This is a genomic window from Aeromonas sp. 600527, from assembly GCF_049175415.1.
GTDB lineage: Bacteria > Pseudomonadota > Gammaproteobacteria > Enterobacterales > Aeromonadaceae > Aeromonas > Aeromonas veronii_A.
Genome location: NZ_JAAKVA010000010.1, coordinates 50,187 through 66,524 on the forward strand (window position 1 = coordinate 50,187; position 16,338 = coordinate 66,524).

Below are 16,338 nucleotides of genomic sequence, written 5' to 3' on the forward strand. Positions count from 1 at the left end.
CGCTATTAAACGGATTTTAAGGCGGATGGTCAACGGGAAATTTCACTTTTTGTCTCGTTCGTCTCTTTTTTGCGCAACATTAGCTATTTCTGCCACTTCCTTGGCACTGGCAGCACGTTTTCGCCCCCAGACTCTGGGTTCTTCCCCCTTAAGCAGGCGGGAGATGTTCTCGTGATGGCGGATCAGAATGAGGCAGGAGAGCAGGGAGACTGGCAGGGTATATTCGGGTTTGAGTAGATAGGTAAAGAGCGGCGTCAGCAGCACAGTAATAATGGAGGCCAGCGAAGAGTAGCCGCTCACCAGTAGCACCAGCAGCCAGGTACCGATCACCGCTCCTCCCATGGTAAAGCCGATGGGCAGCATGGTACCGAGCGCCGTAGCCACCCCTTTGCCGCCACGAAAATGAAAGAAGAGGGGATACATGTGGCCAAGACAAGCGGCAACCCCGATAAAGCCAAGGTAGACGGGTTTGATCTGCAGATACCAGGCGAGATAGACGGGAGCTGTCCCCTTGAGCACATCGAGCAGCAGTACCACCAGCGCCGCCATGCGCCCGCCGAGGCGCAGTACATTGGTGGCCCCCGGATTGTGCGAGCCATGGTCACGGGGATCCGGCAGACCCGTGATCCGGGAAACCAGCACGGCACTGGATAGAGAACCACCCAGGTAGGCCAGAATAATCATCAAAATCGTCAGGGCCGTCATCTTGGTCGTTTTTACCACGATATGAATGGGGTATGATGCGGGCCACATTCTCTGGCGCTGGCTCGGGCTTGCCCAAAAGCGTGTCGCCCAAACCGACCGCGCGGCAAACTGCTTGCCGAGCCTGCATCCCTGCGCTGTCATCACAGCCCATCAAGAGTAAAGAAGAAGTACTGTCATGGACAAGGTGTTTATTCGCGGACTCGAAGTTTTGACCACTATCGGTGTATATGAGTGGGAGAAGGGCATTCGCCAGAAACTCTGTTTCGACCTCGAGATGGGGTTCGACAACCGTCCCGCCGCCGCAACCGACGATATCAATCTGGCACTGGATTATGCCGATCTCTCCAACAAGATTTGCGAGCATGTCAGCGGCAAGGTGGTCGAACTGGTCGAAACCATGGCCGAACAGGTTGCCATGCTGGTGTTGGCCGATGAGCGGGTACAGTGGGTCAAGGTTACCCTGACCAAACCGGGCGCCGTGCCAAATGCCGCCGGCGTCGGCGTCGAGATCTTGCGCCATCGCACGCCAGCCGCGAGCAGCAACTGATGACCACTATCTATATAAGCCTGGGATCCAATATCGAGCGGAATCGCCATATCCGCGCGGGGCTCGATGCCCTGCACGCCGAGTTTGGCGAGTTGCAGGTCTCCCGGGTATTTGAAAGCGAGGCTGTCGGCTTCAACGGCCACCCCTTCTACAACCTGGTGGCCGCTGCAAAGACCGAGCTGCCGCTGAGCACCGTCTGCCAGCGGCTACGGGCCATGGAGTTTGCCCACGGTCGCGAGCCAGATGCCAAGAAGTTCGCCCCGCGCACGCTGGATCTCGATCTGCTGCTCTATGGTGATCTGGTCTGCGAGACACCGTTGGTGTTGCCGCGCGGCGAGATCCTCACCAATGCCTTCGTGCTCTGGCCGCTGGCCGAGCTGGCACCCACCTTGCGCCACCCAGTCGATGGCCGCACCATGGAGTCGTTGTGGCAAGCCTATGACAAGGCCTCCCAGCAGCTGTGCCCCATTCCCTTTCACTGGGAAGCGTGCGAATTGCAGCATCACTGATCCCCAAGGGCGTCTCGCGGCGCCCTTGTTGTTTCACGGACAAGGTTGCTTATCACTGATAAGAAAGTGTCATTGGGCCAGCCCCTGCGAGAGTGGCAGGATAGCGCCCACCACAGGAGAACCCCATGCCACTCGATACCATTCACGACTTCAACTGCCAGCTGCTCACCGCCCTGCCCCACCAGCGCTTCGAACACGAACCGATCCTCGACTACGCCACCGATGAGAAGGTCAAAGCCCGCTTCGGCTGGCAGGCGGAGTTCAGCAAGACCCTCTTTATCAAGTTCAAGGATGGCCGCTTCGCCCTGCTGCTGACCCACAGGGATGGCCGGCTCGACAACAAGGCGGTCAAGGCCGCGCTCGGTGCCAAGCCCTCCATCTGCAGCGCCGAAGAGATGCAGGCTGAGATCGGCTGCCTGCCGGGAGCGGTCTGCCCCTTCCTGCCCCGCGCCGATATTCCGCTGCTGGTGGACCCGCAACTGCTCAGCCACTCCGCCTTCACCTGGACCCCGGGCCACCCCGAGCAGACCTTTCTGCTGGAGACGGCCCATCTGGCTGAGGTGTTGGCGCAGCTCCCCTGCGAAGTCAGCTATCTGCCCGTGACGACGGCGTAACACCATCGCGCGCCAGCTGGGCAAAGATCAGCGCCGCCAGCATGGAGAGCAAACCGACACAGAGGTAGGTGAGATGGAACCCTGCCAGCCACTGGCCATTGGCAGCTGAAGTGCCCGCCGAGAAGAGCCCCAGCAGGCTGGCCGCAATCGCCACCCCCAAACTCATGGAGAGCTGCATCACCACCGAGAGCAGGCCGTTGCCGCTACTGGCCAGGGTCGGGCTGAGATCTTGCAGCGTGAGAGTGTTCATGGCGGAGAACTGCAGCGAGTTGATGGCGCCGAAGATCGCCAGCCAGCCCAGCAGCACGCCATAGGGAAGCTGGTTGTCGATAAAGTAGAAGCTGGCGATCATGGCGCCGAGCAACAGAGTGTTGCCAATCAGGATCCGGCGATAGCCCACCCTGGGGATGAGCTTGTTCACCAGCGTCTTGGTCAGCATGGCGCCCAGCACCGTCGGGATCATGGTCATCCCCGCCTTGCTCGGGGAGAAGCCAAGCCCCAATTGCAGAAAGAGCGGGGTGAGGAACGGCATGGCACCGCTGCCGAGGCGGGCAAACAGGTTGCCCCAGACCCCGATGGCGAAGGTGGCAGTCTTGAACAGGTTCAGACTGAAGAGCGGCTGCTCCGCATTGGCAGCGTAGAGCCAGTAGCTCGCCATCGCCGCCAACCCGAAAATCAGCGCAAACAGCGCCCAGCCGGTGGAGATGCTGTGCTCCCCCAATCCCTGCAAACCGACCGACACCAGCACCATGCCGAGGCTGAACAGCACGAAGCCCTGCCAATCAAAACGGGCGGTCGCCTGACGCAGATCGGGCATAAAGTACCAGCTCGCCATAAAGCCGATCACCCCCACCGGCAGGTTGATGAGAAAGACCCAGTGCCAGCTCGCTACCTCGACCAGCCAGCCACCGAGCGCTGGCCCCATCAGCGGGCCAAGCAGCCCCGGAATGGTGACGAACGACATCACCCGCAGCAGCTCCCGCTTGTCGTAGACCCGCAGCACAGCCAATCGCCCGACCGGCATCAGCAGGGCGCCGCCAATCCCCTGCAGCACCCGGGCCGCCACCAGCATGGAGAGCGAGCCGGAGGCGGCACAAGCCAGCGAACCGAGGGTGAACAGCGAGATCGCTGCCAGATAGATGCGACGGGTACCGAACCTGTCCGCCAGCCAGCCGGAGGCAGGGATCAGCAGCGCCACCGTCAGCATGTAGGCGATCACCACCGACTGCATCTGCAGCGGGCTCTCCCCCAACGTCTCGGCCATGCTGGGCAGGGCGGTATTGAGAATGGTGCCATCCAGCGACTGCATGAAAAAGCCGACTGCCGCCAGCATGGGCAGCCACTTGCGCTGGGCAGGGCTTACCCCGAGTGAAACTTCCGCCATAACAGACCACCTCCACTTCAGGAATAAAAAGACCCGCTCTCGTTGTTACGGGCGGGTCATCTCAGACATCAGGCATCCGGCTGGCCAAGCATGGCCTTGAGCCGCTCTTCAAGGCTGGGCTCGGGAGCCTTGAGCGTATCAAGGAACAACCGCTCTATCCCCGCCTTGTCCTGAGTTTTCACGATAAACACCAGTCGGGACTGGGCCTTGCCCTCCGGCCACTCACCCAATGCCTGCAATGGATAGAGCTGACCGTGGACGCCGTGGATCACCACCGGCTGGCTCTCCCCTTCGAGCTGCAAGATCCCCTTGAGGCGCAACAGGGCATCGCCGTATTGGGCCTGCACCGCATCGATGGCGGCCAGCAGGCGAGAGGGCTTGAGCGGCTCACCGATGCGCAAAGAGAAACTCTCGATGTTGCCGTGCTCGAAGTGGGTGGGCGCAGCTGTGCCCACCTTGGCGGCGAACGGTTGCATCTTCGGTTGCATGGGGGATGCCAGCCCCTGCTTGGGGGATTCGGTGCGCAGCCAGGCCAGCAGTTGGCGCACATCGCGCCCGGCCGCTTCGTTGTAGGCGCCGAGCTTCTCCAGCACCGCTGGCGACAGTTCGCCATTGGTCACCTGCTGGATGGGGGCCGCCGGATTGAGGGCCGCCAGCTGGGCTTCGACCCGCGCCAGCTGTTCGCCGTCTACCAGATCGCCCTTGCTCACCACCAGCAGATCCGCCAGCGCCACCTGCTTTACCGCCTCATACTGGGCTGCCAGCTGCTGCTCGATATGACCGGCATCCACCACGGTGACGGTGCCATCGAAGCGGTAACGCTGGGCGATAAAGCCCTCTTCGCGCAGGGTAAAGAGCACGGGGGCCGGATCGGCCAGACCGGTGGTCTCGATAATCAGCCGCTTGAACGGTTTGATCTTGCGCTGGATGGCCTTCATAAAGAGCCCCTGCAACGCCTCCACCAGGGAGCCCTGCACCGAGCAGCAGATGCAGCCGGAGTCGAGCAGCATCACCTGCTCGTCCACCTGTTGCACCAGATGGTGATCCAGCCCCACCGAGCCAAACTCGTTGATGAGCACGGCGCACTCGCCAAGCTCGGGCTGCTTGACCCAGTGGTTGAGCAAGGTGGTCTTGCCGCTGCCGAGAAAGCCGGTCAGCAGGGTCACCGGGATCCTGGAGTCTTGCATATCGGTCATATCGATGACCTCCCTCTGGTCGGCAGAGTGATGAGTGAGCGGGTATCTTGCATATCGGTCATGTCAGATCCTTACCGGTTGGCAAACAGGTCGCTGAGCCAGCGGTTTTCAAAACGACCGTGGGGGTCGAGCTCGGCTTTCAACGCCACAAAGTCGTTCCAGCGTGGCAGCAGGGCCGGGAAGTCGTAGAGATCCATCGCCAGATGCTTGCCGAAATGGGGGATACCGCCAAGGGGCACCAGCAGCTGCTGTAGCTCGCGCATCTGCTCCATTGAGCCGTTGACGAAGGTGCCGTCTGCAGCCAGATAGACCAGAAAACCGATCCAGCAGACCGGCTGGCCATAAGCGGCACTGAGCCAGGCCTCGGAAGGGCCGGTGCAGCGCAGGATAAAGGGGTAGTGCAACACGCCCGGATTGGCCTGCTGCCACGCTTGCAGAGTCTCCAGCGCCTCGTTCATGCGATGCAGCGGCACCGCCACCTCGCAGTTGATTTGGGGCGCCGGGATCCCCTTGCAGAGGATCTGGTAGACGTTGCCCACCAGATCGGAGGCATCCTTGAAGCGGCGCACCGTCTCGAAGTGCTCACCGGCCAGTGCCTCATCCTTGGTATCTTTCGCCATCTTCTGCAAAGTGGCATCTATGGTGGCGTTCATGCGGGCGTCGATATCGCCATCCAGCAGCAGCGGCTCGCTACCCGCGGCCCGGTAGCGGGCAACCTCCTCATCGGAGGCGGGATCCACCAGCCAGATGTGGCTCTCGCCGGTCCAGGCAAACCACCAGCTCTTCACGAAGCCGTGCTCGCGGTTGAGCCGCTCGTTGTGCTCCAGGAGGAAGGGGTAATCGGTGGTGAACTTGGTGCAACGCATGATGCGGTTGGGCACGGTACGCAGGGTGACGTCTAGCAGGATGCCGAGCATCCCCATCCCCATCACGAAGGCGCCGAAGCGCGGGTCGGTGCGATCCACCCGGATGATGTCGCCATTGGCCAGCATCACCGTCATCGCCTCCACCGCATCGCACAGGGCTGACTGGTGCAGCCCCTGACCGTGGGTGCCGGTGCTGAGGGCGCCGCCCAGGGTTTGGATGCCGATAACGCCGGGGGATGCGGGCAGCATCCGCTCCATGGCGATCAGCTCGGCATAGACGGTATCGAGCGGCGTCCCCGCCTGATAGGTCACGGTATCGGCGGTTTTAGCCAGCTGGCCGCGCAGGTGGTGCAAGTCCACCAGCAGTGCCTGACTGCCCTCGGCGTAGACGCTATGAATGGGCTCAAAAGAGAGGCCGGAGCCGATAAGGCGCAGCTTGCGCTCGGGGTGCTCCCGCAGCAGCGCTTGCAGCTCATCGCGGGTTTTCGGGCGCCACACCTGATCCAGCGCCCCGAGGGGATTGGTTCTCGACCAGTTGAACAGCACCTCCCGATTACCAATCGCCTTGATGCTGTGAAATGCCTGGAACTGAACCGTCATACCGCGCCTCATCTGACTTCAAAATGAGCGCCGATTCTACCGAAAAGTGAGCCACAAGGCATGAAAAACAAGCCCCTGCACTCGAGGGGGGATAGGGGGAGAGCACTTCCCTACCCTGCCAGAAAGGAGCTTGGCCGCCCGTCTGTCACCGATAAATCAGGTGGCGTTCGGGATGCCTCGCCCATCTGGCTGGCGGGTTTGTGCCTCTTCCGGTAGCAGCTCCTCGCAGAACTGGCGCAACGGCATGGGGCGAGCAAACAGGTAACCCTGCAGATAATCGACCCCTTTCGCCCTGAGGTAGTCAGCCTGACGCTCACTCTCCACCCCTTCCGCCACCAGCGCCAGACCGAGCCGGGTCGCCAGATCGATCACGTTGTCCACGATATGTTCCGAAAGGGACTCGGTGCCGATACGGGCGATAAAGGATTTGTCGATCTTGAGGTAATCCACATGGAACTGCTGCAGGTAAGCCAGGCTGGAGTGGCCGGTACCAAAGTCGTCGATGGCGAGTTTTACCCCCATCTCGTCCAGCTGGCGGAACAGGGAGAGGGTCTGGGGATCGGACATCAGCAGCTCCCGTTCAGTCAGCTCCAGCACCAGTACCACCTTGCCGGGGAGGAAATGCCCGAGGAAGGCGCGACACTCGGCCAGCAGGGCAAAATCATGGCAATGAGCGGCGCTGATGTTGAAGCTGATATGAAACCCATCGGGCAACTGCTCCTGAGAGCGGTTCAACCGTGTCGCCACCTGTTTCATGATATGGGTGGTCATGGGAACGATCAGTCCCGACTCCTCCGCTTGCGGGATAAAGAGATCGGGCCGGATCACCCCTTCATTGACATGCTCCCAGCGCATCAGTACCTCGGCGCCCATCATCTTGCCGTCGTGGCTGGCAATCAGCGGCTGCAGATAGGGAACAAACTCCCTGGCCCGCAGGGCGCGTCGCAACTCATCTGTTGGCGAGCCGGGACGCCCCAGCACCCACCACACCAGCCAGGCCAGCAAAAGCGAGGAAACCGCCAGCCACGACAGCGCCACATGCCGCGCGGCCCACAGCGACGCCCAGTAGACCGGCATGGCATAACCGGCATGGATGGTGAAAGGATAATGGGATGAGGTGAGGGCCAGGCTAATCCCGCGCTGGAGGGTGGGCGCCTCGCTCAGATAGCGGCCCGACTCATTGAGCCAGGCCGACCCAACCTGAAGATAGAGCGCACTGGATTTTCCGCTCATGGAGAGCATGAAGCTGAGCTGGGTACTGTCGATGGCACTCAAGGCGGCATCCTTGCCCTGCTCGGTGCGCACCACCAGCAGCGGGTGATTTTGCCGCACCCGGTTGCCACTCATCAGCAGTAGCTTGCGGCCGGTGTAGATGGAGCCGTCATCGGCATCATTGGCTTCACCAAACAGCGAGGTGCAATTGATGATGCCGTTTCGCACCAGATTGACCGAACGCAGGAAGGGCTCGATGGCGACCTTCTTGCGCAGTACCAGCAGGTTGTCGCGACAGGGAGCATTCACCAGAGGCAGCACAGAGCGATTGGCCTGCTCCGCATGATCCAGCATCGACTCCATCAGGGTTCTGGCCTTGTGGGCCGAGGCGCTGGATTCCGCTTTCAGCTCCTGCACATAATTGCTGTGGATGAGCGAACCTCCCACCAGCAGCGGCAGGGTAAAGACCAGCAAGGCACCGCCGAAGCGTAACCCGGTTCGGGAGAGATCGATCCTGAACAGAAACATAAAGAACCACGCCGCAATTCGTCGGGCCAGCCCGCACAAGCCAAAGAGAAAAGAACTCATCTCACACCGATAGCGGAGCACTGTTTCGCGACCGGTCATAACCAGACAACATAACGCAAAGCGTTTATAAAACGAACTGTAAGGTTCATTGAAAGGATGATGTCTGCCGCAAAAGACCCCGAACGGATCACATTCATCTAAAACACAGCCTGCTCCGGCTCGCCCTTCTCCCAGTAGCCTCTCTGAAGAGGCTAACGACAGACCTGTGCGGTTAACTCTGCCTGTTAAAAATAATGTCGAAAGAACCCGTCCTGAGGTGCAGGTGATCAAATTCACACAACTGGATGACCGTCATAATAATCCAGTAAATGCCACAAAATTAATCTACTCGCTCAATCGACACCCTATTAACATCAATTTACTAAAATAAGAATCTACAAATAATTATGTTGACCATCTATTACGTTCAGCTGCAAACGTAAAAATTCTATCAGTCACCGAAGCCATCTTTGCCAAATATTGGCGAAGAAAGATATTGCTCGTTCATAAATGACACAACCTTGCCAAGGAGCCCAATCATGAAACATAAACCAACCCCATTAGTGATAGCGCTCACCATAGCACTATCCGGCTGTAACAGTGATTCGACCACCAGTTCTGATAACTCTCGTCCGACACCTGATAAATCGTTAATCCAGTATATAAACCCATTAATCGGCACCGGTGCTGATGGCCACACCTTCCCTGGAGCCGTCTACCCGGGTGGACTGGTGCAGCTCTCCCCTGATACAGAGATGGAGGGTTGGGGCTCGGCAGCTGGCTATTTTGACCATGGCAAGCTATCTGATATTCCAGTTTATGGCTTCTCTCACACCCATTTGTCAGGCACTGGTATTACTGATCTCGGTGATATTCTCATTTTGCCGTTTACCGATAAAAACAACACTACTTACAACACCTTTGATAAAGCCAATGAGCAAGCAGAGGCGGGCCACTATTCTGTCATTCTTAACAACGGAAAAATCAAGGCTGAGTTAACAACGTCAGCCCGGGTTGGATATCACAAATATACCTTCCCCAAAGGCAGCACGCCCTCAATTAAACTCGACCTTGATCACACACTGAATAAGAGCTGGGGCAATCGCACCACTGTTGGCGATATTGAATTTGTCGATGAATACACCATTCGCGGCAAGCGCAGTTCGGATGGCTGGGCCAACAACCAGCACATCTATTTCTACGCAAAATTCAGCCAGCCAGTGGTCAAGGCCAGCGTCGTTGTCGATGACGTAACAACCGAAGCGACCTTGAAACAGGATGCATTCAGGGGAACTAAAACCATCGCCTATCTGACTTTCAGTCCCAGTGAACAACAGCTCGAACTGAAGGTCGGGCTCTCCCCCACCGGAGTTGAAGGGGCGCAGAAAAATCTGGAAACCGAGGTGCCGGATTGGGGTTTCGAGGATCAGGTAGCCAGCAACCAGCAGGCCTGGCATGGCGAGCTGGAAAAAGTAAAAGTAAGCGGAGGCACTCAGGCCCAAAAAGAGATTTTCTATACCGCCATGTACCACTCCCAGATTGCCCCGATGATATTCCAGGATGTGGATGGCAAGTATCGTGCAATGCGCACTCAGGAGATCAAGGATGCCGGAGCCATCCCCAACTACTCCGTCTACTCCATGTGGGACACCTTCCGGGCACAGCACCCGCTGCAAACCATCATCAACCCTCGTAAAGCCGAGGAGTATGTTAACGACTTGATCCGCAAGTACAAGGATGGTGGCATTCTGCCCAAGTGGGAGTTGCACGGCCATTACACCGGCACCATGATTGGCTTTCCAGCCATCTCCATCATTGCGGATGCCATGGTCAAGGGGATGAATGTCGATGCCCAAGAGGCTCTGGACGCCGCCGAATTTACCGCCCGCTATCACAAGAAAGAGGAGCTCCCGGACTGGACCGAAGACCAGAACATAGGTGCGGCCAGCATTGCCCAGCTCGAGGTATACGAGCAGAACGGCTATGTACACTGGGGATACTGGAACTCCACCTCCTATACCCTGGAGTTTGCTTACGGCGATTGGGCTCTCTCGGAAATCGCCCGAATGGCGGGCAACAACAAGGTTCAGCAGGAATTTCTCAACCGCTCGAACAACTACCTGAACCATTGGGATGCCACAACCGGCTTCTTCCGCCCCAAAAACCACCCAGACAGCTGGAACCCGCACCGCCCGGCCAGCCAGTTCAATCAACCCGTTGATGAGAACTCTCCTGACTGCAAGCTGGAGACGGTCAACAAACCCGATGGCACCAGCGTCGAGATGCGCGTCTGCCCGCTACTGCCATTTGATCCCTACTATGTGGACGAGTTTGCCTACACCGAGGGCAATAGCTGGCAATGGAAATTCCAGCCGCTGCATGCTTTCCAGTGGCTCAAACAGGAAGTGGGCGGAGAGAAAAGGCTGCGCGAGGATCTGGATGAACTGTTCAACGCCCGCTCATCCAATAGCGGTGAAGCGCTGCCTGACCTGACCGGCTATATCGGCCAGTACATGCATGGTAATGAACCGTCGCACCATATCCCCTACCTCTACAACATGACCGATGAACCGTGGAAAACGCAGGAGTATCTGGATCGGGTCATGAACGAGTTTTACACCACCAAGCCAACCGGTCTGATTGGTAATGAGGATGTCGGCCAGATGTCGGCCTGGTACATCATGTCGGCCATGGGATTCTATCAGGTTACCCCTGCATCTCCGCACTACAGCATCGGCCGCCCACTGTTCGATGAGGTGACGATTGCAATGAAAGACGGGACCTTCAGGATCACCGCCGACAATAACAGCCCTCACAACAAGTACGTAAAGTCTGTCACCATCAACGGCAAGCCGCTATCGGGGGATCTCACCTTCGAGCACAGCGAGATCAGGGCCGGAGGGGAGTTGCACTTTGTCATGACAGGCGACAAGAGAGAGGCAATGACCCGACTCTAACCGTCCGCATAAATGAAAAATGCCGCGTAGCTACGCGGCATTTTTATTGGCTGACACAGAGCCCCTGCAGGGCCCTGTCATCCATTCACTCAGACAGCTTGCTGCAGGATCACCGCATCGGCCTTCTTGGTGTAGGAGGCGATCTCGTTGAAGTTGAGATAGCGGTAGGTGTCAGCCGCAGTGGCATCGAGCGCCTTGGCGTATTGCAGGTACTCTGCCACGGTCGGGATCTTGCCGAGAATGGCGGCAACGGCTGCCAGCTCCGCAGAGGCCAGATAGACGTTGGCACCTTTACCCAGACGGTTCGGGAAGTTGCGGGTGGAGGTGGAGACCACCGAGGCACCTTCCGCTACCCTCGCCTGGTTGCCCATGCACAGGGAACAACCCGGGATCTCGATGCGGGCACCGACGCGACCAAAGATGCCGTAGTAGCCCTCTTCAGTCAGCTGATCCTTGTCCATCTTGGTGGGCGGCGCGATCCACATGCGGGTCGGCAGCTCGCCCTGATACTTCTCGAGCAGTTTGCCGGCGGCACGGAAGTGGCCGATGTTGGTCATGCAGGAACCGATGAACACCTCGTCGATCTTGTCGCCAGCCACGTCGCTCAGCAGACGGGCGTCGTCCGGATCGTTCGGCGCACACAGGATTGGCTCCTTGATGGTGGCCAGATCGATCTCGATGATTTCGGCGTACTCGGCATCCTTGTCCGCTTCCATCAGGGTCGGGTTGGCCAGCCACTCTTCCATCCCCTTGATGCGACGGGTGATGGTGCGCGGGTCACCGTAACCTTCGGAGAGCATCCATTTCAGCATCACGATGTTGGACTTCAGGTACTCGATGATCGGCTCTTTATCCAGCTTGATGGTGCAACCGGCAGCGGAACGCTCGGCACTGGCATCGGCCAGCTCGAAGGCTTGTTCCACTTTCAGGGTCGGCAGACCTTCGATCTCGAGGATACGGCCGGAGAAGATGTTCTTCTTACCCGCCTTCTCGACGGTCAGCAGCCCTTTCTGGATGGCGGCATAGGGAATGGCATGAACCAGATCACGCAGAGTGATGCCCGGTTGCAGCTCGCCCTTGAAGCGCACCAGCACAGATTCCGGCATATCCAGCGGCATCACGCCGGTAGCGGCGGCGAAAGCCACCAGACCGGAGCCCGCCGGGAAGGAGATACCGATGGGGAAACGGGTGTGGGAGTCACCACCGGTACCCACGGTATCCGGCAGCAGCATGCGGTTCAGCCAGGAGTGGATGACGCCGTCACCCGGACGCAAGCTCACACCGCCGCGGTTCATGATGAAGTCCGGCAGGGTGTGGTGGGTCTGTACGTCGATGGGCTTGGGGTAGGCCGCGGTGTGGCAGAAGGACTGCATGGTCAGATCGGCGGAGAAACCGAGGCAGGCCAGATCCTTGAGCTCGTCGCGGGTCATCGGGCCCGTGGTGTCCTGGGAGCCGACCGTGGTCATCTTGGGCTCGCAGTAGGTGCCGGGGCGAATGCCCTTCACGCCGCACGCCTTGCCCACCATCTTCTGGGCCAGGGTGAAGCCTTTGCCGGTATCGGCCACCGGCTGCGGGCGGCGGAACACGGTGGAAAACGGCAGACCCAGTGCTTCGCGGGCCTTGTCAGTCAGGCCGCGACCGATGATCAGCGGGATACGGCCACCGGCGCGCACTTCGTCGATTAGCACGTCGGTTTTCAGTTCAAACTGTGCCAGCACCTGTTCGGTGCCATGTTTGCAGATCTTGCCGGCATAGGGGTAGATGTCGATCACATCGCCCATTTCCAGCTTGGAGACGTCCACTTCGATGGGCAGAGCGCCGGCATCTTCCATGGTGTTGAAGAAGATCGGGGCAATCTTGCCACCCAGACAGACACCGCCAGCGCGCTTGTTCGGCACGAACGGAATGTCGTCGCCCATAAACCAGAGCACCGAGTTGGTGGCGGATTTACGGGAAGAGCCGGTACCGACCACGTCACCGACATAGGCCAACGGGAAGCCTTTCTCTTTCAGGGCATCGATGGTCTTGATGGGGCCGACGGCGCCATCCTTATCCGGAGTAATGCCGGGGCGGGCGTTTTTCAACATCGCCAGCGCGTGCAGCGGAATGTCCGGGCGGGACCAGGCGTCAGGTGCCGGGGAGAGGTCGTCGGTGTTGGTTTCGCCGGTCACCTTGAACACGGTGACGGTGATCTTCTCGGCCAGTTCCGGGCGGGAGAGGAACCACTCGGCATCGGCCCAGGATTGCATCACCTGTTTGGCGTGGACATTGCCCGCCTTGGCCTTCTCTTCCACGTCGTGGAAGGAGTCAAACATCAGCAGGGTGTGGGAGAGCCCCTTGGCGGCAAGCGGCGCCAGGGTGGCATGATCCAGCAGGTCGATCAGCGGCTGAATGTTGTAACCACCCTGCATGGTGCCCAGCAGCTCAACGGCTTCGGCGGCAGTCAGGATGGGAGAGTGGGCTTCGCCCTTGGCGACAGCAGTGAGGAAACCGGCTTTGACATAGGCCGCTTCATCAACACCGGGGGGAATACGGGAGGACAACAGCTCTTTCAGAAAATCTTCTTCGCCAGCGGGCGGGTTCTTGATCAGTTCAACCAGAGCGGCGACCTGCTCTGCGTCCAGAGGTTTGGCAACCACGCCCTCGGCGGCACGTTCTGCGACGTGTTTACGGTATGTTTCAAGCACGACTAATTCCTCTTTGGTCTTTTTTTGGGGTTCGCCCAGGCTCGCGGCGATCGTCCTTGCGGGACACCCCGTAGGGTGCCCCCCACTATATAAGTTTTAACGACTAATTAAAATCCAAACCCTGCTCACTTATTCACCACAAAATCATAACCAATTAAACATAATGACTTTTTTTGAAAATTAATTGACCACCGCCAACCAGAATTAACAAATTGGCATCAATTCGGCATTATTCGAACGTACTGCCCAATTGCAGATAGAACATGTTATTCCCCCCTTCCGCCATACCGTAGCCGAGGAACACAGGCCCCAGGAAACTCTCCACTCCCACGTAGACTGAGCCGGCAGTGAAGGAGCTCTCCAGACTGATATCCTCCCCCTTGTTCCAGACCCCGCCCTGCTCCAGCGATCCACCCAGATAGAGCGGCATCTTGAGGGCACCGAAGTCGTTGTCCGCTACCCGATAGATGTAACGCAGGCCGCCAAACAGGCTGTAACGACCGCTCAGCTGGTAGCGCTGGAAACCGGACATGCGGAACAACCCGCCCAGATCCTGCACGAACAGTGGATACTCCTCCTGAGAAGTGGACCCGCCCCCTTCCAGCAGCAGGTTGAGGCTATGTCTTTCCCAAGACCAAGGCTTAATCATCGACAGGTGGTAGTTGATCCCTTCATGGAGCTCATTGCCCCCCTCCTTGTCATTCAGCCGGACGGAGGTATACCCCCCCTTGATGTCCCAGTAGGCTCCCTGATAGGGGAAGTAACGGCTATCCAGAGTATCGTGCTCGAATCGGGCATAGGGTCCCCAGGCTGTGGCATCCCCCTGCAGCTCCTTGACGTTTTTGATCTCGATACTGCCCGTCCGCCCTTCCAATCCCATCGACAAGCGACTCCAGGGCTGACGGTTCCAGCCCACCGCCAGATCGGCGCTGAAGAAGGAGTACTCGGCATCAAGATAGGTGAAGGATGGCTCTTCCGGATCCGGATTGAACAGACTTCTCAGAGTCTGGTCATAGGCCAGACTCGCCTCGCCATAGAAAGTCTGGGAGGGCTCGAGCGGGGTATAGAAGTCGGTCTTGATATGCTTGGCCGTCCCCAACGACGCCTCGGTCAGCCACTCGGCCCCCCACTCGTTGACGTTGGTAAGGGTATAGGACATGCCGACGTTATAGTTGGAGGTGTTCTGGAAATCGTCGGAGAAGCCGAACTGGAAGTTGAGGTAACCCGGCCCCCAGTTCTTCTCGCTGGCATCCACTACCAGCACGTTCTCCCCATCACGCTCCTCCACTTCATAGGTGATGCGATCGAATGACTCCAGCGCATAGAGGCGGCGAATGCCAGCCTCCAGACTCTCGTTGGTCTGGATCTTGTCAGGCCGAACATCCAGCATGGCGCGCACCGTCTCGTCAGAGAGGCGCGACTTGTTGATGATCTCCACCTTGTCGATGAAATAAGCGGGCTGGCCACTACGTTCGGCACGTCGGCTCAGCTTCTGGTTGCGATAGGCGTTGTACTGCGTCTTGGTGAGTGACAACTTATCGAGTTGCAGCGACGCCTTGTCCGCCGCCGCCTCACCCATCTTGATCCCCTCCCGCATCCGGGCAAAGTCGGCAATCCCAATATCGCCAAATTCGGGGGCAATCAGTATGTCTTTGGGTCCCATCAGTGCCTTCTGCTTGTCAGTCCCCACCTGGGTCATATAGGTGGTAAGCTGATCGATCATGGCGAGACCTGACTTCAAGGACTCCCGGGTACGCAGCTTGGCACCGATATCCACCGCGATCACCACGTCGGCCCCCATCGCCTTGGCGACATCCACCGGCATGTTGTTGACGCTGCCGCCGTCCGCCAGGATGTGCCCTTCCCACTCCACCGGCTTGAGAGCACCGGGAATGGACATGGAGGCCTGCATCGCCTTGGCCAGGCTGCCGTGATCCAGCACGAAGGGTGTCACCGTCTCCATATCGGTCGCCATGGCGCGGTAGGGGATGGGCAGATCATCGAAACTCGCCTGCACCGGCAGGTTGGAAGTGGCTGCCCTCAGCAGGCTGGCCATGGATTGGCCCTGGAAGAAACCGTCCGGCAGCTGGGTGGTGTCGCCATTCACCCCGATGTCAGTGCGCAGTTGGTACTGCTCGTTCTGCTGCTTTTTACGCAGCGACAGCTCGTCGCGGCCAACCTTGTCCTGATACCCCTTGTTCCAGTCGATGGCTAAAGTAGTGCGCTCCACCTCCTCGGCACTGAGCCCCATGGCGTACATCCCCGCCACATAAGAGCCCATGCTGGTACCGACTATGATATCGACCGGGATCCGTTTCTGCTCCAGTACCTTGAGGATGCCGATATGGGCAGACCCCTTGGCACCACCGCCACTGAGCACCACTGCAATTTTCGGGCGCTCTCCCTGTGCCGCCGCAGCCAACAGCGGGCAGACCGCCAGCATCACCAAAAGCAGACGGGTCCATCCCGCACCTAAGCTGCGCATCATATTTTC

At 58.8% G+C, this 16,338-nt stretch carries 11 protein-coding genes; 4 read left to right on the forward strand and 7 right to left on the reverse strand.

Annotated features, from left to right (window positions below):
- Window positions 1-42: 42 nt before the first annotated feature.
- Entirely contained in the window at window positions 43-705 is a 663-nt protein-coding gene (gene plsY, locus G5154_RS13425; protein WP_041233993.1) for a glycerol-3-phosphate 1-O-acyltransferase PlsY, read from the reverse strand.
- A gap of 175 nt (window positions 706-880) precedes the next feature.
- Between plsY and folB the strand changes: the two genes are divergently transcribed.
- The 3 genes from folB to G5154_RS13440 all read left to right on the forward strand — a co-directional run bounded on the left by folB (window position 881) and on the right by G5154_RS13440 (window position 2,375).
- The gene (folB, locus tag G5154_RS13430; protein ID WP_005341634.1) at window positions 881-1,252 is read left to right on the forward strand and encodes a dihydroneopterin aldolase; all 372 of its coding nucleotides are present in this window, start codon (window positions 881-883) and stop codon (window positions 1,250-1,252) included.
- A complete protein-coding gene (gene folK, locus G5154_RS13435; protein WP_337073387.1) occupies window positions 1,252-1,761 on the forward strand; it encodes a 2-amino-4-hydroxy-6-hydroxymethyldihydropteridine diphosphokinase in 510 nt (169 codons plus the stop codon). The genes folB and folK overlap by 1 nt, the downstream gene beginning before the upstream one ends.
- A 125-nt stretch (window positions 1,762-1,886) precedes the next feature.
- Window positions 1,887-2,375: a YbaK/EbsC family protein gene (locus G5154_RS13440; RefSeq protein WP_236347985.1), complete on the forward strand. Its 489-nt coding sequence runs from the start codon at window positions 1,887-1,889 to the stop codon at window positions 2,373-2,375.
- On the opposite strand, the gene mdtD is transcribed toward G5154_RS13440, so the two are convergent.
- The 4 genes from mdtD to G5154_RS13460 all read right to left on the reverse strand — a co-directional run bounded on the left by mdtD (window position 2,347) and on the right by G5154_RS13460 (window position 8,161).
- The gene (gene mdtD, locus G5154_RS13445) at window positions 2,347-3,759 is read right to left on the reverse strand and encodes a multidrug transporter subunit MdtD (protein WP_216980000.1); all 1,413 of its coding nucleotides are present in this window, start codon (window positions 3,757-3,759) and stop codon (window positions 2,347-2,349) included. The genes G5154_RS13440 and mdtD overlap by 29 nt on opposite strands.
- A 68-nt stretch (window positions 3,760-3,827) precedes the next feature.
- Window positions 3,828-4,955, reverse strand: coding sequence for a CobW family GTP-binding protein (locus G5154_RS13450; RefSeq protein ID WP_216979999.1), 1,128 nt, complete (start codon window positions 4,953-4,955; stop codon window positions 3,828-3,830).
- Window positions 4,956-5,026: 71 nt separating this feature from the next.
- Window positions 5,027-6,421 (reverse strand): D-arabinono-1,4-lactone oxidase, encoded by a 1,395-nt coding sequence (locus tag G5154_RS13455; RefSeq protein WP_337073388.1) that lies wholly within the window; start codon window positions 6,419-6,421, stop codon window positions 5,027-5,029.
- Between the two features lie 156 nt (window positions 6,422-6,577).
- The gene (locus G5154_RS13460) at window positions 6,578-8,161 is read right to left on the reverse strand and encodes an EAL domain-containing protein (RefSeq protein WP_421251068.1); all 1,584 of its coding nucleotides are present in this window, start codon (window positions 8,159-8,161) and stop codon (window positions 6,578-6,580) included.
- Window positions 8,162-8,670: 509 nt separating this feature from the next.
- Here G5154_RS13460 and G5154_RS13465 point away from each other — a divergent pair.
- The gene (locus tag G5154_RS13465; protein WP_421251069.1) at window positions 8,671-11,157 is read left to right on the forward strand and encodes a GH92 family glycosyl hydrolase; all 2,487 of its coding nucleotides are present in this window, start codon (window positions 8,671-8,673) and stop codon (window positions 11,155-11,157) included.
- Window positions 11,158-11,246: 89 nt separating this feature from the next.
- On the opposite strand, the gene acnB is transcribed toward G5154_RS13465, so the two are convergent.
- Together acnB and G5154_RS13475 are read right to left on the reverse strand one after the other, a co-directional pair.
- Window positions 11,247-13,844, reverse strand: coding sequence for a bifunctional aconitate hydratase 2/2-methylisocitrate dehydratase (gene acnB / locus G5154_RS13470; protein WP_005341651.1), 2,598 nt, complete (start codon window positions 13,842-13,844; stop codon window positions 11,247-11,249).
- Between the two features lie 229 nt (window positions 13,845-14,073).
- On the reverse strand, window positions 14,074-16,329 hold the full coding sequence (locus G5154_RS13475) for a patatin-like phospholipase family protein (protein WP_421244514.1): 2,256 nt from the start codon (window positions 16,327-16,329) through the stop codon (window positions 14,074-14,076).
- Window positions 16,330-16,338 lie beyond the last annotated feature (9 nt).

What these genes read in the sequence shown, in the direction of transcription:
- folK (WP_337073387.1), top strand. Translation starts at nt 1,252, where the DNA reads ATGACCACTATCTATATAAGCCTGGGATCCAATATCGAGCGGAATCGC.
- G5154_RS13450 (WP_216979999.1), bottom strand. Translation starts at nt 4,955, where the DNA reads ATGACCGATATGCAAGACTCCAGGATCCCGGTGACCCTGCTGACCGGC.
- plsY (WP_041233993.1), bottom strand. Translation starts at nt 705, where the DNA reads ATGACGGCCCTGACGATTTTGATGATTATTCTGGCCTACCTGGGTGGT.
- mdtD (WP_216980000.1), bottom strand. Translation starts at nt 3,759, where the DNA reads ATGGCGGAAGTTTCACTCGGGGTAAGCCCTGCCCAGCGCAAGTGGCTG.
- G5154_RS13455 (WP_337073388.1), bottom strand. Translation starts at nt 6,421, where the DNA reads ATGACGGTTCAGTTCCAGGCATTTCACAGCATCAAGGCGATTGGTAAT.
- folB (WP_005341634.1), top strand. Translation starts at nt 881, where the DNA reads ATGGACAAGGTGTTTATTCGCGGACTCGAAGTTTTGACCACTATCGGT.
- G5154_RS13475 (WP_421244514.1), bottom strand. Translation starts at nt 16,329, where the DNA reads ATGCGCAGCTTAGGTGCGGGATGGACCCGTCTGCTTTTGGTGATGCTG.
- G5154_RS13440 (WP_236347985.1), top strand. Translation starts at nt 1,887, where the DNA reads ATGCCACTCGATACCATTCACGACTTCAACTGCCAGCTGCTCACCGCC.
- G5154_RS13460 (WP_421251068.1), bottom strand. Translation starts at nt 8,161, where the DNA reads ATGTTTCTGTTCAGGATCGATCTCTCCCGAACCGGGTTACGCTTCGGC.